Source organism: Segatella maculosa OT 289, assembly GCF_000243015.1.
GTDB lineage: Bacteria > Bacteroidota > Bacteroidia > Bacteroidales > Bacteroidaceae > Prevotella > Prevotella maculosa.
Genome location: NZ_JH594502.1, coordinates 371,344 through 393,393, shown reverse-complemented (window position 1 = coordinate 393,393; position 22,050 = coordinate 371,344). Strand labels below are relative to the sequence as shown.

General features: G+C 48.9%; 21 protein-coding genes. 9 read left to right on the top strand and 12 right to left on the bottom strand.

The window, feature by feature from the left end:
- Nucleotides 1–35 precede the first annotated feature (35 nt).
- From HMPREF9944_RS05800 to HMPREF9944_RS05790, 3 genes are read right to left on the bottom strand one after another with little or no spacing between them, the layout of a single operon-like run.
- Nucleotides 36–1,178 (bottom strand): cytochrome d ubiquinol oxidase subunit II, encoded by a 1,143-nt coding sequence (locus tag HMPREF9944_RS05800; protein WP_008565110.1) that lies wholly within the window; start codon nt 1,176–1,178, stop codon nt 36–38.
- On the bottom strand, nt 1,175–2,725 hold the full coding sequence (locus HMPREF9944_RS05795) for a cytochrome ubiquinol oxidase subunit I (protein ID WP_008565109.1): 1,551 nt from the start codon (nt 2,723–2,725) through the stop codon (nt 1,175–1,177). The genes HMPREF9944_RS05800 and HMPREF9944_RS05795 overlap by 4 nt, the downstream gene beginning before the upstream one ends.
- A 60-nt stretch (nt 2,726–2,785) precedes the next feature.
- Nucleotides 2,786–3,007: a DUF4492 domain-containing protein gene (locus HMPREF9944_RS05790; RefSeq protein WP_008565108.1), complete on the bottom strand. Its 222-nt coding sequence runs from the start codon at nt 3,005–3,007 to the stop codon at nt 2,786–2,788.
- A 182-nt stretch (nt 3,008–3,189) separates the two neighbouring features.
- Here HMPREF9944_RS05790 and HMPREF9944_RS05785 point away from each other — a divergent pair, with 182 nt between their 5' ends.
- Genes HMPREF9944_RS05785 through HMPREF9944_RS05765 form a run of 5 tightly spaced genes read left to right on the top strand, consistent with a single transcriptional unit; the run spans nt 3,190 to nt 9,024 of the window.
- Nucleotides 3,190–4,062 (top strand): GumC domain-containing protein, encoded by an 873-nt coding sequence (locus tag HMPREF9944_RS05785; protein WP_008565107.1) that lies wholly within the window; start codon nt 3,190–3,192, stop codon nt 4,060–4,062.
- A 17-nt stretch (nt 4,063–4,079) separates the two neighbouring features.
- Nucleotides 4,080–5,579, top strand: a complete 1,500-nt coding sequence (locus HMPREF9944_RS05780) for a TolC family protein (protein ID WP_008565106.1) — start codon at nt 4,080–4,082, stop codon at nt 5,577–5,579.
- A gap of 23 nt (nt 5,580–5,602) precedes the next feature.
- The gene (locus HMPREF9944_RS05775; protein WP_008565105.1) at nt 5,603–6,586 is read left to right on the top strand and encodes an HlyD family secretion protein; all 984 of its coding nucleotides are present in this window, start codon (nt 5,603–5,605) and stop codon (nt 6,584–6,586) included.
- The gene (locus tag HMPREF9944_RS05770; protein ID WP_008565103.1) at nt 6,587–7,756 is read left to right on the top strand and encodes an ABC transporter permease; all 1,170 of its coding nucleotides are present in this window, start codon (nt 6,587–6,589) and stop codon (nt 7,754–7,756) included. It begins immediately after the preceding gene.
- Complete coding sequence (locus HMPREF9944_RS05765; protein ID WP_008565101.1) at nt 7,756–9,024, top strand: ABC transporter permease; 1,269 nt, start codon at nt 7,756–7,758, stop codon at nt 9,022–9,024. The genes HMPREF9944_RS05770 and HMPREF9944_RS05765 overlap by 1 nt, the downstream gene beginning before the upstream one ends.
- 592 nt (nt 9,025–9,616) lie before the next feature.
- Here HMPREF9944_RS05765 and HMPREF9944_RS05760 read toward each other — a convergent pair.
- Genes HMPREF9944_RS05760 through HMPREF9944_RS05745 form a run of 4 tightly spaced genes read right to left on the bottom strand, consistent with a single transcriptional unit; the run spans nt 9,617 to nt 13,132 of the window.
- Nucleotides 9,617–11,584, bottom strand: a complete 1,968-nt coding sequence (locus HMPREF9944_RS05760) for a tetratricopeptide repeat protein (RefSeq protein ID WP_008565100.1) — start codon at nt 11,582–11,584, stop codon at nt 9,617–9,619.
- A gap of 9 nt (nt 11,585–11,593) precedes the next feature.
- Nucleotides 11,594–12,157, bottom strand: a complete 564-nt coding sequence (gene def / locus HMPREF9944_RS05755; RefSeq protein WP_008565098.1) for a peptide deformylase — start codon at nt 12,155–12,157, stop codon at nt 11,594–11,596.
- Nucleotides 12,158–12,172: 15 nt separating this feature from the next.
- The gene (gene ruvX / locus HMPREF9944_RS05750) at nt 12,173–12,601 is read right to left on the bottom strand and encodes a Holliday junction resolvase RuvX (RefSeq protein ID WP_008565097.1); all 429 of its coding nucleotides are present in this window, start codon (nt 12,599–12,601) and stop codon (nt 12,173–12,175) included.
- 42 nt (nt 12,602–12,643) lie between these two features.
- Nucleotides 12,644–13,132 (bottom strand): SPOR domain-containing protein, encoded by a 489-nt coding sequence (locus HMPREF9944_RS05745; protein WP_008565096.1) that lies wholly within the window; start codon nt 13,130–13,132, stop codon nt 12,644–12,646.
- A 238-nt stretch (nt 13,133–13,370) separates the two neighbouring features.
- Here HMPREF9944_RS05745 and HMPREF9944_RS05740 point away from each other — a divergent pair, with 238 nt between their 5' ends.
- Genes HMPREF9944_RS05740 through HMPREF9944_RS05730 form a run of 3 tightly spaced genes read left to right on the top strand, consistent with a single transcriptional unit; the run spans nt 13,371 to nt 14,196 of the window.
- Complete coding sequence (locus tag HMPREF9944_RS05740; RefSeq protein ID WP_008565094.1) at nt 13,371–13,592, top strand: YtxH domain-containing protein; 222 nt, start codon at nt 13,371–13,373, stop codon at nt 13,590–13,592.
- A 4-nt stretch (nt 13,593–13,596) separates the two neighbouring features.
- Nucleotides 13,597–13,947, top strand: a complete 351-nt coding sequence (locus tag HMPREF9944_RS05735) for a phage holin family protein (protein WP_008565093.1) — start codon at nt 13,597–13,599, stop codon at nt 13,945–13,947.
- 3 nt (nt 13,948–13,950) lie between these two features.
- The gene (locus tag HMPREF9944_RS05730; protein ID WP_008565092.1) at nt 13,951–14,196 is read left to right on the top strand and encodes a hypothetical protein; all 246 of its coding nucleotides are present in this window, start codon (nt 13,951–13,953) and stop codon (nt 14,194–14,196) included.
- On the opposite strand, the gene HMPREF9944_RS05725 is transcribed toward HMPREF9944_RS05730, so the two are convergent.
- The 3 genes from HMPREF9944_RS05725 to HMPREF9944_RS05715 are packed head-to-tail and all read right to left on the bottom strand — an operon-like array spanning nt 14,186 to nt 16,839.
- Nucleotides 14,186–14,953 carry an MBL fold metallo-hydrolase gene (locus tag HMPREF9944_RS05725; protein ID WP_008565091.1) on the bottom strand — a complete coding sequence of 256 codons (768 nt, stop codon included), beginning with the start codon at nt 14,951–14,953 and terminating at the stop codon, nt 14,186–14,188. The genes HMPREF9944_RS05730 and HMPREF9944_RS05725 overlap by 11 nt on opposite strands.
- Nucleotides 14,950–15,966, bottom strand: a complete 1,017-nt coding sequence (gene murB / locus HMPREF9944_RS05720; protein ID WP_008565090.1) for a UDP-N-acetylmuramate dehydrogenase — start codon at nt 15,964–15,966, stop codon at nt 14,950–14,952. The genes HMPREF9944_RS05725 and murB overlap by 4 nt, the downstream gene beginning before the upstream one ends.
- A gap of 18 nt (nt 15,967–15,984) precedes the next feature.
- Nucleotides 15,985–16,839, bottom strand: a complete 855-nt coding sequence (locus HMPREF9944_RS05715) for a DUF4348 domain-containing protein (protein WP_008565089.1) — start codon at nt 16,837–16,839, stop codon at nt 15,985–15,987.
- A 176-nt stretch (nt 16,840–17,015) separates the two neighbouring features.
- On the opposite strand from HMPREF9944_RS05715, the gene pheS reads away from it, so the two are divergent.
- The gene (gene pheS / locus HMPREF9944_RS05710; protein WP_008565087.1) at nt 17,016–18,056 is read left to right on the top strand and encodes a phenylalanine--tRNA ligase subunit alpha; all 1,041 of its coding nucleotides are present in this window, start codon (nt 17,016–17,018) and stop codon (nt 18,054–18,056) included.
- A 406-nt stretch (nt 18,057–18,462) separates the two neighbouring features.
- Here pheS and HMPREF9944_RS05705 read toward each other — a convergent pair whose 3' ends face one another.
- Both HMPREF9944_RS05705 and HMPREF9944_RS05700 read right to left on the bottom strand, forming a co-directional pair.
- Complete coding sequence (locus tag HMPREF9944_RS05705; protein WP_008565085.1) at nt 18,463–20,187, bottom strand: ABC transporter ATP-binding protein; 1,725 nt, start codon at nt 20,185–20,187, stop codon at nt 18,463–18,465.
- A gap of 21 nt (nt 20,188–20,208) precedes the next feature.
- Nucleotides 20,209–21,963, bottom strand: a complete 1,755-nt coding sequence (locus tag HMPREF9944_RS05700) for an ABC transporter ATP-binding protein (protein WP_008565083.1) — start codon at nt 21,961–21,963, stop codon at nt 20,209–20,211.
- Nucleotides 21,964–22,050 lie beyond the last annotated feature (87 nt).

Genomic DNA, 22,050 nt, shown 5'->3' with positions numbered 1-22,050 from the left:
GGGGGAGGTATTTGGGTGTCTGGTGTTAGGTATTCTTAATACGCTTCGTCGTTTTCGATTTCCTCACGGTCGATCTTCTTACTATCGATGGCGCGCCAAGCGTAGAAGATGTAGGCCAAGACAAAGGGTATCAGCAACGAGACAACGGACATCGCACTCAGGGTGAACTTGCTGCTGCAACTGTTCACGATGGTCAGGCTGCTCTGTAGGTCGGCCGTAGAAGGATAATAGGCCGTGTTGTTCCAGCCGGCGAAGAGCAGGAGGGCTATCACCGTGAGAACGACGCCGATGCCTGCAGGCCAGATGCCGCGAAGATAATCGGGCTTCATCATTGTTCGCACGACGGCGAAGAGCAACAGGACGACGCCCGTGAGGAAGACAAGTGAAACATACCACATCACGGTCATGTTGTGCAGGTATTTCATCGGTTCCATGAAAATCGTGCCTGTTTCGGGATTGTAGGCAAAGCCATCTTTCAGTAGTGTGCGCACAAGAAACGAGAGGAACAGCACGAGGAAAGGTACCACGTTATATATAAGGTGGCGGCGGGCACGGGTGTTGATGGCTCCGTCGGCCACGTTGTTGATGATGTAGAACAACCCTAAGACGCGGGCCAAGAACATGACCGACAGTCCGAAGACGAGGTTCCATGGGTCGAGCAGCGCGTCGAGTCCGTTGCTTGCATTGGCCCAACGGCTGATGACGGGCTGCAGCGTGTCGGTGATGTTCATCTTGTTGACAAGGAAGTTGCTGCCGTTGAAGAACGTGGCGACAGCTCCGCCCAAGAGCAACGGGCCAAGGATTCCGTTGATGACAAGGAAGCATTGGAAGGTGCGGGGGCCGAGCAGATTGCCGAGCTTGTTCTGGAACTCATAACTCACGGCCTGCAACACAAACGTAAAAAGAATGATCATCCACAACCAATAGGCTCCGCCGAAGCTTGTGCTGTAGAACAACGGGAACGAGGCGAAGAATGCGCCGCCGAAGGTGACAAGTGTGGTGAAGGTGAACTCCCACTTGCGACCGGTGGAGTTGATAACCAAGCGGCGCTCTTCGGGCGTATGCCCCAGACTGAAGAGTAGAGAGTTTGCCCCCTGCACGAACATGAGGAACACTAACAAGGCACCCAACACGGAAACGAGCAACCACCAATAATGCTGTAAGAATGTATATGTCATACGTTCGGGGCCTCCATCCCCTTCTTGATTTGTTTCAAAAGAATGTTGATTTCGACGGCAAGCATGGTCGTGAAGAGCACGAGGAACAGGAAGAACGTCAGCATGATGCTGCCCGAATGGAGGTCGCTCACGGCAACCCATGTGGGTAGCATGTCTTGAATGGTCCATGGCTGACGCCCCATTTCTGCTACAATCCAGCCTGCTTCACTGGCCACATAAGCCAAAGGCACAAGCACAATGGCTGCAATGTGGAGCCAGTGCCAACGACGGTGCGTGATGTCCTTGCGCCATGTGATGTGGCCGGCAACAAGGAAAAAGAGAATGAAGAGGCAACCCAGTCCCACCATGACACGGAATGCCCAGAAGCTAATGGGGATATTCGGCACGATTTGGTCGGCCGACTTCACGTAGCCATAGCCGAAGTATCGGATATTGTCTACCAAGGTCTTACGTGTGGTCACGTCTTTCTTCCCCGTACGGTATTGCTGCAATGCCAAGATTGCCTTACGTCCGCGCTGTATCTTCTCGGTCACGGAAGGCTCTCTGACCCCGTCTGCCTTCGTGTAACCGGCGATAATGTCGTTCACACCGGGCACATAGCCGTCGAAATCGCGTGTGGCCAAGAAAGAGAGTGCCTTGGGAATACCTATCTTGAAAGGTGGTTCCTGTCCTTTTTGATAGTCAGGCTGCTCGAAGGGCGATACCCAAGCGACAGCAGTCAGAGGCTGTGAGTGGCCTCCGTTGTAGAGTGCCTCCATGGCTGCGAGTTTCATCGGCTGAACCTTTGCCACTTGATAAGCAGAACCGTCACCGGTGAACGCTGCCAAGAGTGAAGCACAAAGACCGACAACCGTAGCAATCTTCATGCTGTTGACAGCCAACTGCCTTTCGCGACCTTTCAAGAGATACCAACTACTCACTCCGACAACGAAGATGGCCCCGATAATCCACGAGGAAGTAATGGTGTGACAGAACTTGTTTACGGCAAAAGGAGAAACGGCTACCTCCCAAAAGGAATTCATTTCGAAACGCATGGTATCGGGATTAAACTCCTGCCCAATAGGATATTGCATCCATGCATTAGCCACTAATATCCACCAAGCCGAGAGGGTCGCCCCGATACCTGTGAGCCATGTTGAAGCCAAATGGAATCCGGCCGATACTTTTTTCCACCCGAAAAACATCACAGCTACAAAAGTACTTTCCATGAAAAAGGCAAGGATTCCTTCTATAGCAAGTGGAGCTCCGAAGATGTCACCCACAAACCACGAGTAATTGCTCCAGTTGGTCCCGAACTCGAATTCAAGGATAATACCCGTAGCAACTCCCATAGCAAAATTTATCCCAAAGAGTTTTTGCCAATACATGGAAGCGTCTTTCCAGAACTGCTTCCGTGTACGGTAATAACAGGTTTCGGCAATTCCCATAATCACAGCCAGTCCCAACGTCAATGGAACAAACAGCCAATGATAAATGGCAGTCAATGCAAATTGTGCCCGTGACCAGTCTATTGTGGCTGCACTGACATCCAATATTTGATGCATCATAATGTAATTTTTGAGTATTTATTAAATTGTTTCGTAAATCAAGCTGTGAAGGCGATGCTTTCAAGGCATACGTTGTTCTAACTGCGAATTGACAAAGTCGGCTTCACCTCCAACCTTTGCCCGAGTCCCGATAAAATCAGGAAAAAAGAACAACTTCAACACCGCAAAGATGACAAACAGTTTAATCAGGATAATCAACCATAATGTTCTACCCAAAGTCATCTGTCGGAAGCCATCATAATAGAGGTAGAATGCTTTCTTAAAGAACCCTCTTGTCTTCATCTTATTTGTTCGCTATTGTTTGGGGCGACAAAATTAAGAAAAATATTTTAATGTTGTCCTTTTTTTCGGTAAAAATGCTAAAAAAGCATACTATTAAAGTTTACACATTAAAAAACCTTTGCCAATTAAGATTTAATAGGTAAATTTGCGTTGTTAATCAACGTTAGAAGCTAAACAGCAATATGAATAAGAAGCTATTGATTCCAATGATTATCATTGGATTGTTCCTTGTGGCCGGAGTTATTTATCTGTGGGTCACGCTGGATAACCAGAAGAAAGAAAACAAAGCGATGCAGGAGTTGGCTGAACTTGACAAAAAGGAAATGGAAAACGAATATCAGCAGTTTGCCAACCAATATAGCGAGATGAAGACGAAAATCAGCAATGATTCTATCATTGCCCAACTAACGGCGGAGCAAGAGCGCACACAACGTCTGTTGGCTGAACTTAGAAACGTCAAAACCACCGATGCTGCAGAGATAGCACGACTCAAAAAAGAATTGGCTACGGTAAGAGAAGTTCTGAGAAGTTATATCATTGAAATTGATTCGCTCAACAGACTGAACCAGAATTTGACCGCAGAAAACACACAAATCAAAGGACAATATGCCGAGGCTACCCGTCAGATAGAAGGTTTGAGTAGTGAGAAGGCTACACTCTCTGAAAAGGTTGCCATTGCTTCACAACTTGATGCTACAGGCATTAGTCTGCAGGCAAAGGACAAACATGGAAAGACAACGAATAAGATAAAGAAATGTACAGCCTTGCAACTGAACTTCACTATTACCAAGAATGTCACTGCAGGAAACGGCACGAAGACCATTTACGTGCGTATCACTTCGCCAACGGGCACACTACTTGCAGGCGGAGGGTCGTTCCAATATGAGAACAAAAGTCTTGCAAGTTCTATGCAGAAGACCATTGAATACGGAGGGCAGGAAATCCCCGTCACCTTGTATTGGAACGTTAACCAAGCATTAATGGAAGGCACTTATAACGTCAGCATCTTTGCCGACGGTAACATGATCGGTTCCCGAAGCTTTACGCTAAAATAAGACATCAGTCATAAGAGATGAAGAAGATATTTTTCATACTAACCCTTTGTAGCGTTGGTCTTCCTATCGCGGCCCAGAAGGTTCTGACCCTCGACAGTTGTCGCGCGTTGGCTTTGCACAACAACAAACAGATCAACGTCTCCAAGTTGAAGCAGGAGATGGCACTGAATATCCGAAAGGCTGCCAGAACGAAGTATCTGCCGAAAGTGGATGCGGCGGGGGGCTATCAATACTTCAGTGAATCGATTTCACTCTTGAGCAAGGACCAGCAGTCGGCTCTCAACAACTTGGGCACCAACCTCGCAACTGCAGCCGGCGGAAGCCTCACCGGCATGATTACCGGACTTGTGCGGCAAGGCATCATCACTCCCGCCGTTGCACAACAAATCAATGGCATGGTAAACCAAGTCGGTGCTCCCATGGCGGCAACCGGCAATGAAATAGGACAATCCATCACCAAGGCTTTGGAGACCAACACCCATCATATTTGGGGCGGAGCCATCATGGTTCGGCAGCCCATCTACATGGGTGGAGCCATAACGGCTATCAATACTATTGCAACCATCAACGAGCAGTTAGCGGCCAACGATGCCGACACAAAGACACAGGCAACGCTCTACAGCATTGACCAAGCTTACTGGCTCGTCGTTTCTCTGAAGCAGAAACAAGTGCTTGCGAACAGCTATCTCAACTTGGTGAAGAAGTTGGACAGCGACGTGAAGAAGATGATCCGTCAAGGGATAACCACACGGGCTGCAGGTTTGAAGGTAGATGTCAAGGTTAACGAAGCCGAGATGCAGGTGACACAGGTCGAAGACGGCCTTGCCTTAGCAAAGATGCTGCTCTGTCAACTCTGCGGACTCCCGATGGAGCAAGACATCGTCTTGGCCGATGAAGACAGAAAGCAATTGAACGTCAACCTTGAAGAACTGTCGACCGATGTTGCAGACAAATCATCGGCCAACAACAACCGTCCCGAACTTCGAACGTTGCAGAACATGGTCGACATTAGCCAACAGGTAACCCGACTCGTCCGTGCCGCCTACCTGCCCCATGTCATGCTCACAGGCGGCTACCTTATCAGCAATCCCAACCTTTTCAACGGCTTCGAGCGCAAGTTCGCCGGAACATGGAACGTGGGCGTCATCGTGCATGTCCCCGTGTGGAACTGGTTCGACGGTGCCTATAAAATAAGAGCATCGAAGGTTGCCACAAGCATGGCCCGAATGGAACTCTCCGACGCACAAGAAAAAATCAATCTTCAAGTTACGCAAAGCCGGTTCAAGGTGAAAGAGGCCCACAAACGCCTGATGATGGCCCGCAAGAACATCAAGAGTGCAGAAGAGAACCTGCGTTGCGCCAACATCGGCTTCAAAGAAGGAGTCATGGAGACGACAGACGTTATGGCAGCACAGACAGCATGGCAGCAGGCCCAAAGCCAACAGATTGACGCGGAAGTCGAGGTTAAACTGGCACAAGTGAACCTGCAAAAGGCCCTCGGCGTATTAGTTTATTAACATCTAAAGGAAACAAACCTATCATGTCAGCAAAATCACAACATAACAACATTCTACTTGCCATCATCGGCTTCGTTCTCGTCATTGTTGTTGTCGGACTCATCGGCTTCCTCACGCTCGACAGAGGAGACGATACCATTCAGGGCGAAGTCGAGGTTTCTGAATACCGGGTATCGTGCAAGTTGCCCGGCCGCATCGTTGAGCTTCGCGTGAAAGAAGGCGACTTCGTACACATAGGAGACACTTTGGCTATTCTCGAAATCCCCGAAATCGACGCACAGAAGAAAGTCGTCCAAGCAACAGGAGCTGCAGCCCAAGCTTTGCAGGACCTCACCGATGCCGGGGCACGAAAGGAACAGATACAAGGGGCTTTCGAACTGGTGCAGCAGGCGAAGGCCGCCGCCGAGATAACGCGGAAGACCTACAACCGCATGCAGAACCTCTACAACGAAGGTGTCATCAGCGGACAGAAACGTGACGAGGCTTTCGCTGCCTTCAAGGCTTCAGAGGCGCAAGTCAAAGCCGCTGAAAGCCAGTATGAAATGGTAAAGAACGGAGCAAGGACACAAGAGAAGCGAATCGTTGCCAACAACGCACAAGCAGCAAAGGGCGCCGTAGATGTAGTCAACTCCCTGTTGAAAGAAACCGTCCAAGTGGCACAAGTGGAGGGAGAAGTCAGCGATGTCTATCCGAAGGTTGGCGAACTCGTAGGACTCGGCTCGCCCATCATGAGCATATCCCTCTTGGACGACCAGTGGGGCTCCTTCAACATTCGCGAAGACAGACTCAACGGCATGAAACTCGGAGACACGTTCAAGGCCTTCGTCCCTGCCTTCAACAAAACAATAAGAATGAAAGTCTTCTACATCAAGGATCAAGGAAGCTACGCCGTGTGGAAGGCCACCAAGACCACCGGAGCATACGACCTTAAAACCTTTGAAGTGAAAGCACGCCCCCTCGACAAGCTCGACGGATTGCGTCCCGGTATGAGTTTGATCAAGAAATAAATGCATATCCTCCGACAGATATACAAGATTGCCCTTCGCGAATGCGGCATCATCATCAAGAACCCCATCTACTGGTTCTGCATGGTGTTGTTTCCCATCTTCATCATCTGGTTCTTCACCTCGATGATGCAGGCCGGCGTACCGACCGACATGCCCGTCGGAGTGGTCGACCTTGATAACACCACAACAACCCGGGCCATGATTCGCCGGCTCGACGCTTTCCAAACCACTAAGGTCGCCGCCACCTACGATAACGTGAACCAAGCCCGGAAGGCTATACAAGAAAACAAAATCTACGCCTTTCTCTACATTCCTCGAGGCACAACAACAGGACTTGCCACTGCAAGCCAACCCAAGATATCCTTCTACTACAGCAACGTCACCCTCGTCGCTGGGTCCATGCTCTACCGAGACCTTAAAACCGTGGCCGCGTTAGGTTCAGCAGCCGTCGGCCAACAAAAGCTCGCTGCCGTGGGAAAGACCGGCAACGAGATACGCACCTTCTTGCAACCGATAGCCCTTGATCTTCATATGATCGGAAACCCGTGGGCCAACTACAACGTTTATCTCACCACTGCAATGGTGCCCGGACTCCTGATGCTGTTCGTCTTCCTCATCACGCCTTATTCCATCGGGACAGAACTCAAGTTCAAACGCTCAAGAGAGTGGATGGCCATGGCCGACAACAAAACATGGGTCGCCCTGCTTGGCAAACTTCTGCCACAGCTGATGCTCTTTCTCACAATCTTCTATGCCTTTGAGTTCTACATCTACTACGTGTTGGAATTCCCCCATCCCGGCGGCATCTTCCCCATCCTCCTGCTGGGGCTTCTCGCCGTCACCTCAGCTCAAGGCTTCGGCATCTTTGCTTTCGGACTCATGCCCAGCCTCCGCATGTCGATGAGTGTCTGTTCGCTTTGGGCCATGATTAGCTTCTCAACCAGCGGTGCCACCTATCCCGCCTTTGCCATGAGTCCTTTCCTTGAGGGAGTCGCACAGCTCTTCCCCTTGCGCCACTACTACATGATCTATCAAATCGGCATCTTCAATGGCTTTCCACTCGCCGACGCATGGTTCAACATCGCCGCCCTCGTGTGCTTCAGCCTGCTGCCCCTCTTCACGTTGTGGAACATCAAGCGTTCCATGCTCTTATACGTTTACATTCCCTAATGGAGAAACACAGTTTGCTACAGAAAATCGTCAACGGCCTCAAAGACATGTGCTATATCTGGGCCAAGGAAATGCGCTCCACCGTCACCGACGAAGGCGTGCTCATCTTCTTCATACTCGTCCCCATAGCCTACCCGCTGCTCTACTCGTGGATCTACAACAACGAGGTCGTCCGCGACGTGCCCGTGGCCATCGTCGACCAAAGCCACAGCCAAACCTCCCGTCGTTTCATCCGCGCCTTCGATGCAAGTCCGGAGACAAAGACGGCCTACTTCTGCGACAACATCGACGAAGCCCGAGACCTCGTGGCCAAACAAGTGGTGCGCGGCGTGCTCTACTTCCCGAGCGACTTCAGCCATAAACTTAATCGGGGAGAACAGGCCCACATCGGCGTCTATTGCGACATGAGCCTCATGCTCACCTACAAGGCCATCTATCAGACTGCCCAATCCGTAGCCACCGACATCAACGCCGGCATACAAATAGCCCGGTCGACCAACTACACCGACCGCGACGAAGAGCTGACCACCCAGCCGCTCGATGTTGAGGAAGTGCCCCTCTTCAACACCACGGGCGGCTATGGCAACGCCATTATCCCCGGCGTGCTTATCCTTATTCTACAGCAAACCCTCCTGCTCGGCATCGGACTTGCCGCCGGAACAGCACGCGAGAACAACCGCTACCGCGAACTCATTCCCATCAGCAAGCACTACGTCGGCGTCTTCCGTATTGTCTTCGGAAAGGCCCTGTGTTATTTCATGGTCTTCGCCCTTATGGCAGCCTACCTCACACGCTGCGTGCCCCACTTCTTCCGCTTCACTACCATGGCAGGCGGACCAGAACTCGTTGCCCTGCTGACGCCCTTCCTCCTGGCCGTCATCTTCTTCGGAATGGCCCTCTCGGCCCTTGTGAGATACCGGGAAAACGTGATGCTCCTCGTCGTCTTCACCTCTCTGCCGCTACTCTTCATGACCGGCATCTCGTGGCCGCAGACCAACATGCCCGCCATCTGGCAATACGTGGCCAGTGTGTTCCCATCAACCTTTGGCGTGCGCGGCTTCCTGCGCCTCAGTAGCATGGGCGGCAACCTTCACGATATCCGCCCCGAACTCATTGCCCTTTGGATACAGGCCGCCCTCTACTTCTTCGCCACCTGTGCCGTCTATCGTTTCCAAATCAACCACACTCGCCAACAGGCTTTCGACCGCCTCGACATGCTCAAGCGCAAAGCCGTGGAAGCCAAATCCAATCGTAATAGCAAAGAGTAACACCAAACTCAACTCTCCCAAAAGCCTCTCCCCTAGCCCCCTCCCCGACCTCCAATGGAAGTCCTCTCGTACCTCCACTGGAAGTCCTATCCTACCTTCAATAGGCATCCTGTCGTATAGATACTATCTATCCTCTTCTATATATAGTATCTATAGCTTCCTATACATACTATCTATCCTTTCCTACATATAGTATCTATAGCCTTCTATACATACTATCTATCTTTCCCTATACATACTATCTATACCAAAGGACACTAAGTATAAGTCCTCAGGGACTTTAAGTATAAGTCCTCGACATCTTTAAGTATAACTCCTTAAGGACCTTAAGTATAAGTCCTCAACATCTTTAAGTATAGCTTCTCAGGGACTTTAAGTACCCCCCCTACACAAAAAACAGGCCTTGCGAATAACTATCCGCAAGGCCCGTTCTTTTTTAATTTATAATTCAAAATTCATAATTCATAATTATGATTTGCCCGCAAGCCTCGTCTCCCTCCCTTGGGGAGGGCTGGGGTGGGTGTCTCTCCCTCCCTTGGGGAGGGTCGGGGTGGGTATTTCCCTTGGGGAGGCTGGGGTGGCTTTCAGGACCTCACTTCTCGACCTGCTTTATCACTCCATAGGCATCGTAGAGGCCGAGTTCGCCTGCCTTGCCAAGGTCTTTGAGCCCTTCGGTCTGTTGCTGTAGGGCTATCTTGACAAGGCCACGGTTGTAATAGGCCTCGGCGATACGGCTATCGAGCTTTAGGGCCTTGTCGTAGCAGACCATCGCACGGGCATAATCTTTCTGCAAGGCATAGGCGTTGCCTAAATCGTAGTGCAGGTAGGGATTATCGGCATTGAGTGCCATCGCCTTTTTCAAATCATCGATGGCTTTCTTGATGACCAACTCGTCCGATGCAGTGGTATTTTCGTTATTGGCGGACAGGATGAGGCAGGCCGCCCGTTGCCAATAGGCCATGGAGAGGGTGGAGTCTTGCTCGATGCAGGCAGAAAGGTCGTTCAAGGCGTCCGCGTAATCGTAGGTTGCCGTATAGGCTACGGCCCGCTGCAACAACAGTGAAGGCAGTGCTTTCGGGTCGGAGAACTTATTGATGCGCTCGGAAAGACGCTCTATCAAACGGAAATATTGCTTGGCTTGCTGCTCGTTGGCCGGAACCGTACGGCAAGTGACGTAGAGCTTGTGCAAGGGTGCCTGCCGTTCGTTGAACCCATCGACCTCTTTACTCGACACCTGATAATCGTTCACCCCGTTGGTGTAGGATTGATAGGACAGGAAATACATCGGCATGTAATCGGTAGACACCCGGCGGTTCTGGATATATCCCCGGATATTGCTTGAATACTGCGGGGTCGAGACCTCTTCGCCAAGGACGATCCAGCGGTCGTATTTCTCGATGTCGAAGTCGTTCATCTTCCTTACTTGACGCAACTTCTCCTTGCTCCAGCGTTGCTGAATGCCCAGGTGCTTGTTCATCTGCGCCTTGAGCACACGGAACTCGTCGAGCTCGGCCTTGGCCGTCATGCCCAAATGGCGATAGCACTTGGCACGGTTCAACAGGCCTGCCCAAAAGTTGGGAAACTTATTGATGACGCGGGAATAATCGGCTATGGCCTCGGTATAGTTTCCCACCCTGTCAAGCAGCAGGGCACGGTTGTATAAGGCTTGAAGGTTGTTGGGTTCCAAGCGCAAGACAAAGCTGAAGTCTCTGATGGCCTTGTTGTCGTCGCCTACGGTAACCCCCAACAGTCCGCGGTTGTAGTGGGCAAGGAAACTGTTGGGGTCCATTTCGATGGCCTTGTCGAAGTCGTCCATCGCCTGCCCCAAGCGGTTCAGGTTTACCCGGCACATCGCCCGATAGGTGTAGTTGTTGACCACGTTGGGCGTATAGTGTATGGCCTGACTGAAAGCCTGTTCTGCCTTGTTCCAATTATTTCTTCGCAGGCAAAGACGGCCCAATATCGACCAAGAGTTGCCATCGTAGGGATTGACTTTCAATGTCTTCTCTACCCATCGACGCGCATTCAGTGTGTCGTTGGCATTCAGATAGGTTTCAGTCATCAAGGCATAGGTATTGGGCAAAGTGGGCCATCGCTTCAGAATGTATTGCAGGTCTTGGCGAGTCTGTTTCACGTCCTTTTGATAATAGCGCGACAAGGCCCGGTTGAACCAATATTCCTTATTGTCGGGAGACAGTGCAATGGCACGACTGTAATCTTCGGTAGCAAGGTCGTATGTCTTCAGAGACATTCGGTTATTGGCTCGTTCACGAAAGAGTTCGTGCACATAAGGATTGAGTTTTACAGCCTGATTGTAGTCCTCTTCGGCCCCCGTATAATCGCCTAAGCAATGCTTGGCTACGCCCCGGTAAAACCATGCCTTGTAGAGATTGGGGCGGTTGGAAATGATGTTGTTGCAATATTGGATAACAACCACAAAGTCTTTATTATCCAAGGCCGTCGCACTTACGTCAAGCAAACGCTGTGTGTTGTACTGTGCAAGGCCTACAGCATGCACAGTAAAAGAAAAGGTGATTAAGATTAGTAGGCGCCTCAACATTGTCGGAAACTACTTGCACACGACTTTCGTGCGATAAGCACAGTTGACCTTTCCTTTCAACATGGCTTTCAGTTTGCCGACAATCATCTGTTTGCGGAAAGGTGGGAGGTGGTCGATGAACATCTTTCCATCCAAATGGTCGAACTCATGTTGCATGACGCGTGCTAAATAACCTTCGACCCACTCGTCATGTTCGACAAAATCTTCATCTTGATACTTCACATGGATACGTGTCGGACGCGTCACACGCTCAGAGAGTCCCGGTAACGAAAGACAACCTTCTTCCATTGTTTCCTTGGGAGAAGATTCATCAAATTCTATGATGTGTGCATTGATAAACGCTTTTCGGAAGCCTTTATACTCGGGGAGGTCATCGCTCAATACATCTAAATCAATAACGACCAACCGAATGTCCTTGCCTATTTGTGGGGCAGCCAATCCAATACCATTACTCGCCGTCAATGATTCAAACATATCTGCGATAAGTTCCTTGAGATTGGGATAGTCTGGAGTTATATCCTTCGCCACTTTTCGCAAGACAGGCTGTCCATATATATATATAGGTAATATCATTCTGTAATCTTCTTCTTATTTAAGTACCGAGGTTCTGTACCGCATATAGTCTTGCAGTATGATCGTTGCAGAGATTTCGTCTACCAATCCTTTGTTTTCCCTGCGCACCTTTTTTTTGACGCCACTATCTAAAATAACCTGATGGGCCAATGACGATGTAAAGCGTTCATCAAAATAATCGATAGGTATCTCCGGCATCACCTTACGCCAACGATTGACAAATTGTTCAACTCTTGCAAGATTCTCACTCGGACTTCCATTCAATTGCAGAGGCCTCCCAATCACAATACGCTCTACTTGTTCTTTCGCGATATAATCCTTTAGATAATCTATCAATCCCGCAGTAGAAACTGTGGCCAATCCATTTGCGATAATCTTTAATGGATCGGTCACAGCCAGGCCCGTACGCTTTTTACCGTAATCTATGGCCAATATACGCGCCATATAGATATGCCTCTCGCTTCCAGAGAATATCTACTACTTGGTCTACTTCTTAAAAAGCAACCAAGCGTCAGCATATTTTGAGCGCAAAGCGTCGCGACTTCTGACAGCATCGTTCTTGTTGTCAAATGAAGTTGCCACAACACGATACATGTTACGCTCGCTGTTATAGATGATAGAGGCATCGTAACCTGCACTCTTCAGTGTATTCTGAAGTCCCTCTGCATTAGCTTTCAATGAGAACGATCCAACTACCACACCAAAACTTCTGACATTAGGACCACCTATAACCGAGAAGTTTTCTTGACGAACAACGGCATTATCCGTATTATCCATAACGGTTGTTTCGGTTACCGGTTTTTGTTCCAAAGGAGTCACAACGGGAGCAGTCGTTTGTGGTTCTTCGGCTTGCTGTGTGTTCGCTTGAGCCTGAGCTTTCTCGTAAGCTTTCTTATATGCACTTTCACTTGACTTACAACCCGTGAAAACAAAAGCTGAACAAAGACCTATACATAATACCAACGTTTTTTTCATAATTCTCCTATTTATTGAAATTAGACTTAAATTTTATTGTTGCGAAAGTACGAAATATATCACAATAAATAGCGAAGAACGCGCATAAAGTTTGTTAAATCAAAGAAATACATAAAAAATAACAAAAAGGAAATAGATTTCATTGCATACTTACAAAACATTTATTATATTTGCCTTAATATTGGTCCGTATTGATCGATGTTTATATTATTATGTCTAACAATTAAATATTGAGCGTATGAAAACTTTAGGTTACATTGGAGCTTTTATCGGCGGAACAATAGCCGGTGCTGCTCTTGGATTGCTGATGGCCCCGGAAAAGGGAACAGACACACGTAGTAAAATCACAGATGCTGTTGATGATTTCTGCAAGAGGCATAACATCAAACTCACACGAAAGGATGTGGAAGATTTGGTCGACGACATCAAAGATGCTGCACCGGAAACAGTAACAGATTGATTGTATGTTTTCTAACGATAAGAATATCGAAACCATAGGACAACTCATCGAGGTGTCGAAACACTACATTGAGCTTCAGACCGAATCTCTGAAGCTTGATGTGTTCGAAAAGATTGTTCGGTTACTAACGGCAATCACGATCTCCGCAATCTTTGTCGTCCTACTGATGCTGGCACTCATTTATCTGAGTTTTGCTGCCGCATTTGCACTTAGTTCGAGCTTGGGTAACGTAGCAGCGTTCTGTATTGTGGGAGGTTTCTACCTATTGATGCTTATGCTTTGTATACTGTTTAGGCACCAATGGATTGAGCGGCCCCTAGTTCGTTTTTTAGCCCTTCTCTTTTTTAACAAGTAATTCATGGAAACTGTTGCTGAATATAAATCTCTTAACGATATCAAGTTGCGTAGAGAAAAATTACGTGATGATATCCTCAAAGAAGACCAAAAGATAAGGAGTCTTTGGGGCGATCTCTTTCACCCGTCAGGGAACCGTACAAAGAACACAAGCCCTTCACAGCGTATCTCAGGAATTATCAACACCGGAGCCAGTGTGCTTGATGGTGTTATTTTAGGCTGGAAACTCTATCGCAAGTTCAGACCGTGATAATTTCTCCATCATAACCAAATTTGACACCTTCCGGCAACAAACGGTTTGCATCTGTATGCAAGCCTATCTCGTGTGTCATATGAATGAGATATGTGCATTTGGCACCAATTCTTTTAGAAAAAGCGATGGCATCACCTATCAACTGATGGCTGTGATGTTCCCGTTTCCATCGCAAGGCATTGACAACCAAAACCTCTACCCCGTTCAAATAGGGATATTCCGTTTCTCCCATATACTTCATATCCGTAATATAGGCCAATTTCCCTATCCTAAATCCGAGGATAGGTAGTTGACCATGCATCACCTTTACGGGTATAATATCCATATCGCCGATAGATATTGGCTTATGGGCTTCTATCTCATGCAAATTCAATCTCGGGACTCCGGGATACAATATGCCTTCGGTTGGGAAACAATAAGGCATATTATGGCGTAAACCCTGAACGACACTTGCATCAGCATAGAGATTGATATCCCCGAATTTACAATAAGGTCGCAAGTCATCAATACCTCCTACATGGTCGTAGTGTATATGTGTCAACAACACAGCATCAATCTTTCGGAAAGGCTGTTTCAGCATCTGTGTCCTGAAATCTGGGCCACAATCAATCAACACACGTGTGGAAGCTGTTTCTATTAAAGCTGAAGACCGAAGCCGTTGGTCATGTAGATTGGAACTTTTACATACTTTACAATCACACCCCAACACCGGAACTCCCTGCGAAGTGCCTGTCCCTAATAAAACGACTTTCATCGTATGTTCACCTCCGGATTTATTGCTATACCAAAACGTGCTTTGATATCATGCTGAACGGCATGATAAAGTGCAATAATTTCTTCTCCCGTTGCCCCTCCGAGGTTGACCAACACCAATGCTTGCTTCTCATAGACACCGGCCTTTCCCAATGTTTTGCCTTTCCAACCACACTGTTCAATCATCCAACCTGCCGGAATTTTATATGCATTCTCGGATGTACGGTAAAATGGCATCTGTGGGTAAACGACCGACAGCTCCTTATATTTAGCTTCATCGACTATGGGGTTCATGAAAAAACTACCGGCATTACCGATAATCTTTGGGTCGGGAAGTTTCTCTTGTCTGATTTCAATAATTACATTTCGTAATTCCTCGGCTGTCGGGTTCTTAATATGCTTTTCCGCAAGTTTGGAACTTATGTTGCCATAACTTAATTTTGGATTGAATGTGCTTGACAGTCGATAGGTAACATGGGTCATCAGGAAGCGTTCTTTCCAATCATGTTTGAACTTGCTTTGCCGATAACCATATTCACATTCGGTGTTCGTAAACTTCACAATCCTTCCGGTTACAATTTCAACAGCCTCCACTTCGACGATAAAGTCTTTAGCCTCAACACCGTATGCACCGATATTCTGAACCGCACTTGCTCCCACTTCGCCCGGAATCAGCGAAAGATTTTCCATTCCATAATATCCGTGTGCTACGGCATAAGCCACGACATCGTCGAAAAGCTCACCCGAGCCGCAACGCAACAACCAATATCCATCAGTGGTTGGCTGCACTTCAATACCATGAACGGCCGAATGAATCACGGTTCCCGGATAATCCCCCTTTAACAGCAGATTACTTCCTTCACCGATGACCAGCAGAGGGTCATCTTCCTCCGTCAAAGACGCAGTCAATTCCATGGCTTCATCGACAGAGGCATATTCCAAGAAACGCTTGCACGACACATCAATACCGAATGTATTATGCTTCAGAAGCCTATAATCTTTCAAATCTTTCATCGCACGAAGCCTTTCCCACTACATAGATAGTTTTGTCAATTTCCACTTTCCACCGCGACGTTTGAACGTCAACTCCGTTTCCAAGCCATTGGCAATACCGCGAATGACGAATATCTTTTGATCGCTAGTCACATATTTTTGCCCATAAATGATATTATAGATCAAGTCGCGAGGCAATTCCGGTGCAAAAGAAGACCATTGTTCAGGCAATAGCGTTCCCGATGTCGTAGCGAAATCATTATCCGGGTCGGGGCCGACAAACTTCAGCGGGTCGTTCACACTCTGAATCTGGAAAGCCGAGTCTGCCGCAAACCTTTGATAAAACGCAAGAAACGAAGCATTACTATTCTGATACATGTGCTTGAAATTGATAGAAGTCAGCAACCACTCACCATTGACCCTGTTAAAAAGATATTGTTTGACGGTCTTTGTCTTGAAGTAGATTTTCTCCACAACGACATGTCCGATGGTTGTGTCCTTGACAACCTGCATCTGCTTGGCATTATCAAATATCAACGTATAAAAATCCTGTCGCATGAAGAAGTTGTCTGTCTTCCATTCGCCTTTCCGAATCGTCTTCTCAACCTTTCCATCCCGATAGATCGGCAACGGAAAATGAATACGTTTACGTTGCAGTTTTCTGTTTGCTGCGAAGTTGAAGAAGAAATCATCAAATAGTTCATCGGCTGACTTTGGCATCGGCTGTTCCGTTATCAGTGTTTCCAACGTGTCGGCCGCAGTTGAATCCGACTGTATCGAGTCCACAGCCACACTGTCTGAAGGCGTTGGTCTCTTGTCCGTACAACCTGTTGTCGAAACGAATACAGTCACAAAGATGATAGAGAAAACAAGAATTATAGCAAACTTTTTCATATTCTTTTGCCAAGGTGATAATACACGCTCAAGCACATTGCAAAATTACAATTAAATTTTGATTGGCCCAATAAACCTTCGGAAAAATACGAACCTACAGCAAAATTATTATTTTCACTTATTTGTTCTCGATTAAAATCCTTATCTTTGCAACCATCTAACGAAAAGATAAGAATATGCTTTTAGAAAAAATAGAAACTCTCCTGCAGGAAGTAGGCAGTCTGACGGCCAAGAATGCAGATGAAGTAGAGCAATTACGCCTCAAATATCTCAGTAAAAAAGGCGAGATAAACGCACTAATGGCCGACTTTCGCAACGTAGCTGCAGATCAAAAGAAGAATATCGGCATTAAAATCAACGAACTGAAGCAGGCTGCCACCGATAAAATCAACAGCCTCAGAGAATGCCTTACGCAAGTCGAGACCCAAACCGACGACCTTGACCTCACTCGCACAGCCTACCCCATCCCGTTGGGCGCACGCCACCCTCTAACCATCGTCAAAAACGAAATCATCGACATCTTCCAACGCATGGGGTTTGTGTTGGCCGACGGTCCGGAAATCGATAACGACAAGCACGTGTTCACCATGCTCAACTTTGCTGCCGATCACCCTGCACGCGACATGCAAGACACGTTCTTCATCGAACAAAGCAATCCTGACGACGTAACAAAGAACATTCTACTGCGTTCCCACACTTCCGGCGACCAGTCGCACTTCATGGAAACCCACAAGCCGCCGTTTCGCATTCTTTGTCCGGGGCGCGTCTATCGCAACGAGGCTATCAGCGCCCGTGCCCACTGCTTCTTTCATCAGGTAGAAGGCCTGTATGTCGACAAGAACGTCAGCTTTACCGATCTGAAACAAGTACTGCTCACGTTCGCCCGCGAGATGTTCGGCCCAGAAACTAAGATACGCCTACGCCCAAGCTACTTCCCATTCACCGAACCCAGTGCCGAAATGGACATTTCTTGCCACATCTGCGGTGGCGAAGGTTGTGGCTTCTGCAAACACACCGGCTGGGTCGAAATCCTCGGTTGCGGTATGGTAGACCCGAACGTGCTCGAAGCCTGCGGCATCGACAGTAACGAATACACAGGTTATGCCTTCGGTATGGGCGTAGAGCGAATAACCAACCTGAAATACCGTGTCAGCGACCTCCGTATGTTTTCTGAAAACGACACCCGCTTCTTGAACGAATTTGTTTCGGCACACTAAATTTACGCGAGTTCGGGATAAATCCCAATGGGGGAAATCAAAAAAGAGCTTCGGTGCCTCCGCCGAGACTTCGGGAAACAAAAAATATGCAGCGGAAACTCCGCCGAAAGCCAAGGGGTAAAATATATATCAGCGGAAACTCCGCGAGAAGTTAAAAGTTAAAAGATGCGTTGGCGGAAGTTCCGCGAGGAGTTAAAAGTTAAAATGTGTATCGGCGGAAACTCCGCAGGAAGTTAAAAGTTAAAAGATGTGTTAGCGGAAGTTCCGCTAAGAGTCAAAAGTTAAAAGATGTATCGACGGGACCCCCGAAGAGGTGACGGACCAGCGGAAACAACTCCTGCTTCGTTCCGTCACCTCTTCAAGGTTTCTGTCGCTCCCGTCACGACAACGGGGGGCTGGGAGGGTGTTAGGCTTTTCCTTGTTGCAACCCCACCATGTGGGCGAACTCGCCATTCTGCGCCATCAGTTCATCGGGCGTGCCCTGCTCGGCAACAGTACCATTTTTGAGCACCACGATGTGGTCGGCATTGCGAACGGTACGCATGCGGTGGGCAATAACGATGACGGTCTTATCGCGCACAAGCTCGGAAATACCGGCCTGTATCTTCGTTTCGTTCTCTGCGTCAAGGCCGGCGGTGGCCTCGTCAAGAAGGATGATGGGTGCATTCTTCAAGAGTGCACGCGCGATGGAGATACGCTGACGCTCACCGCCAGAGAGTGTCTCTCCGTTTTCCCCGATGACCGTGTCGTAGCCTTGCGGCATGCGACAGATGAAATCGTCACACTGTGCCAACCGTGCTGCGCGTCGTACCTCGTCGTCGGTTGCTTCGCGCCGGCCAATGTGAATGTTATCGGCAATGGAAGCATTGAAAAGTAGCACGTCTTGAAAGACGATGGCATAGTTCTTTAGCAATTCCTCGGGATCGACGGTCGCGATGTTGCAACTACCGAGCAGTATCTCCCCTGCATCAATATCACGGAAGCGTGCGGCAAGCTTGGCAGCAGTGCTCTTTCCACCGCCCGATGGTCCCACAAGGGCAGTCACCTCGCCCTGCCGGGCCGTAAAAGAGACGTTGTGCAACACCTGCTTGTCGCTTTCATAGGCAAAGCTAACGTTGCGAAACTCAATGTCGTATCGTTTCATCGAAGCTTCCTCATTACCTTCTTGTGTGGGCATAGCCTCGATTTCCTTCATGCGGTTGATGCGCACGTCGAGGAATGAGAGAATGGCCAGATGAGCGAATACCTCTTGCACCGGATTGTAAACCATAGCCGAGACAAGGAGGAACGCCATGTAAACGAAAATGGAAACGTCGCCGCGCTGAAACAGGAAAGCTCCCAAGAGAATAACGGTGGGCAGGCCCAACTTCAACAGCATGGCCGAGAGATTTAGGCAGACGCCCGCCACCAATTCTCCATGAATGAGTTCGCGCTCGTAGCCTTTCAGTCTGTGGTCGAAGCTTTGACAGTAGGCCTGTTCCCCACCGTAAGCACGGATTTCCTGTACGCATTCCAATCCTTCTTGTATCTGTTCGGTGACACCGCGTTTGGTGAGATAATGGCTATTGAAGACCTTATTGAGTCGGCGTTTCGACAGCAACAGCATAGCAAGCGCCACCGGTACTACCCAAAAGAGTGCGGTCGCCAATCTCCAATCGTAACAAAACAGGCTGACGGCAATGACGAGCATGCTTAACACAGAGGCAAAGAGCTGTGGAACAGCATGTGAAAAAGTTTGTTCGAGCTGTGTGCAATCCTCCATTACAGTCGATGTGAGGTCGGAGAGATTGCGCTCATCGAAGAAGGCCAACGGTAGCCGGCGCAACTTCTCAGCCATGTTGATGCGGCGTCGTGCGCTCTCGGTATAAACGGTGGTATAGGTACTATCGTACTGCCATCGGGCCACGATAAACATCACGACGGCCAAGCCGCCGGCTAATAGCAGATAAACCCACAGTGCATGGGGTTGCAGGCCGGGCTGGGCGTCAAGGTATTCCATGAGAAAGAAGAAGAGGTAAGTGGGTGGCAACATCAACGCAAGGTTGAGTAACGTGGAGAAGATGATGCCCCTCCGCAGGTCCTTCGCTCCTTTCTCAGAAAGAGCGAAACGGTTTTGAAAGTATCTGATCATAGTTGTATCTTTGATGGTTGGTTATAGTTTCCACGCTATCGCCCTTTGGTATTCGTTCCACATATTATAATAGGTGGCTTTTCGAGCCAGCAGTTCTTCGTGCGTGCCCTGTTCGACAATGCTTCCACCATCGACGACAACGATGTTATCGGCGTCTACTACGGTGGTCAGTCGGTGGGCAATCATGAGGACGGTCTTACCTTGGGTGAGGTTAGCGAGAGCCATGCGTATGAGATGTTCGTTCTCGGGGTCGGCAAAGGCGGTTGCCTCGTCGAGCACCACGACGGGAGCATTTTTTAATATGGCACGGGCAAGGGCGATGCGCTGCTGTTCGCCACCCGACAGATAGGTTCCTTCGGCCCCGATGACGGTATCCAGTCCTTGTGGTAAGCGATCGATGATGTCGCGACTTTGCGAAAGGTCTATGGCGCGGTTCACTTCCTCAAGCGTGGCTTCCGGACTCCCATAGCGCACGTTCTCCAAGAGGGAAGTCTTGAAGAGGCGCGTGTTTTGAAAGACGAACGACACGCTACGCATCAAATCAGCCTTGTCCATTCGGCGTACGTCGGTTCCGCCGATGGTCACACTGCCTTCCGTCACGTCGCGGAAGCGTGGGATAAGTCGTGCAATCGTGGTCTTTCCACTTCCAGAGGCACCGACGAGGGCCACCGTCTTACCTTCGGGAATAGTTAGGTTGATATGGCTCACGGCATCCTTCGCAGCTCCCTCATAGCGGAAAGAGACATCGTTCAGCCTAATGTCAAACCCCTGGGGTTTAGTTGGCACTGCAGGTTCGGGCAGCGGAGGCGTAGCGGTAAGTTTCTCCAAACGGTCTACAGCCTCATTCGCCAAGAAGAGATTCTGACTGAGATACATGGCCTTCATTATATTGGCAGCTATAACAGGTGCTATCACGACATAGAGGAAAAGGTCGGCTATGACCATCGCTGGGTGCTCGCCGTGGCTTATCAGAATAATTCCTGTGGGCACGAGGAAGAAAGCAAAGGCATTGATAGCAACGGTGTAGGCCGACATGGGTATGCGCCACAGGAGGGTATAGCGGCTGACGAGGTCGCGATAGCTGATGATACTGTCGTAGAACCTTTTGAATGAGAAGACCGTTTGTTGAAAGACTTTCACCACGGGAATGCCGCGTACGTATTCCACTGCCTCTGCACTCATCTTCTCCTGTGCGTCGAGATACATTCGTTGGAAATCGTTGTTCTTCGGGTTCATCATATAGCCCATGATACCGAAGGCACTAACGATTGGCAACATCGAAGCAAGGCCAAGCTGCCAGTCAACCGTAAACAAGAGGATAAGGACACCGAGAGGAGCGACGATACTTCCTGCTACATCGGGCAGAATGTGCGCCACAAAGGTGTGCGTTTGTCCGGAGTCTTCATCAATAACCTTCCTCATTTGGCCTGTGTTACGGGTATCAAAGTAGCCCAGCGGCATACGCATCAGGCGTTCCATGGCCCTGCGTCGCATATTAGTTTCAACACGGAAGGCAGCAAGGTGCGAGCACATGAGTGCTGCAAAGTATAGCAACACGTTGGCTACGGACACTACCAACGCAGCAATGGCATAATTCCACAAAGGTGTATCGGAAAGATTGCCGTCTGCCATGAGCAACGTGCGCACTACAAGCCACAAGAAGACAAAGGGAACGAGCGACAGCAGTCCGTTGACGGCCGACAACCCGATGGAGCAAGGCAGCAGAAGTCTGCGCCCTCCCATGTAAGCTCCCAAGCGTTTGAGCGTCTTTATCATATACATTTCATTAAGACTCGCTGTTTCTCCACAAGTTGAGAGAAGCAAGTAAAAGTTTACGACCCAAAAGTAGCAAGAGATTGGAAA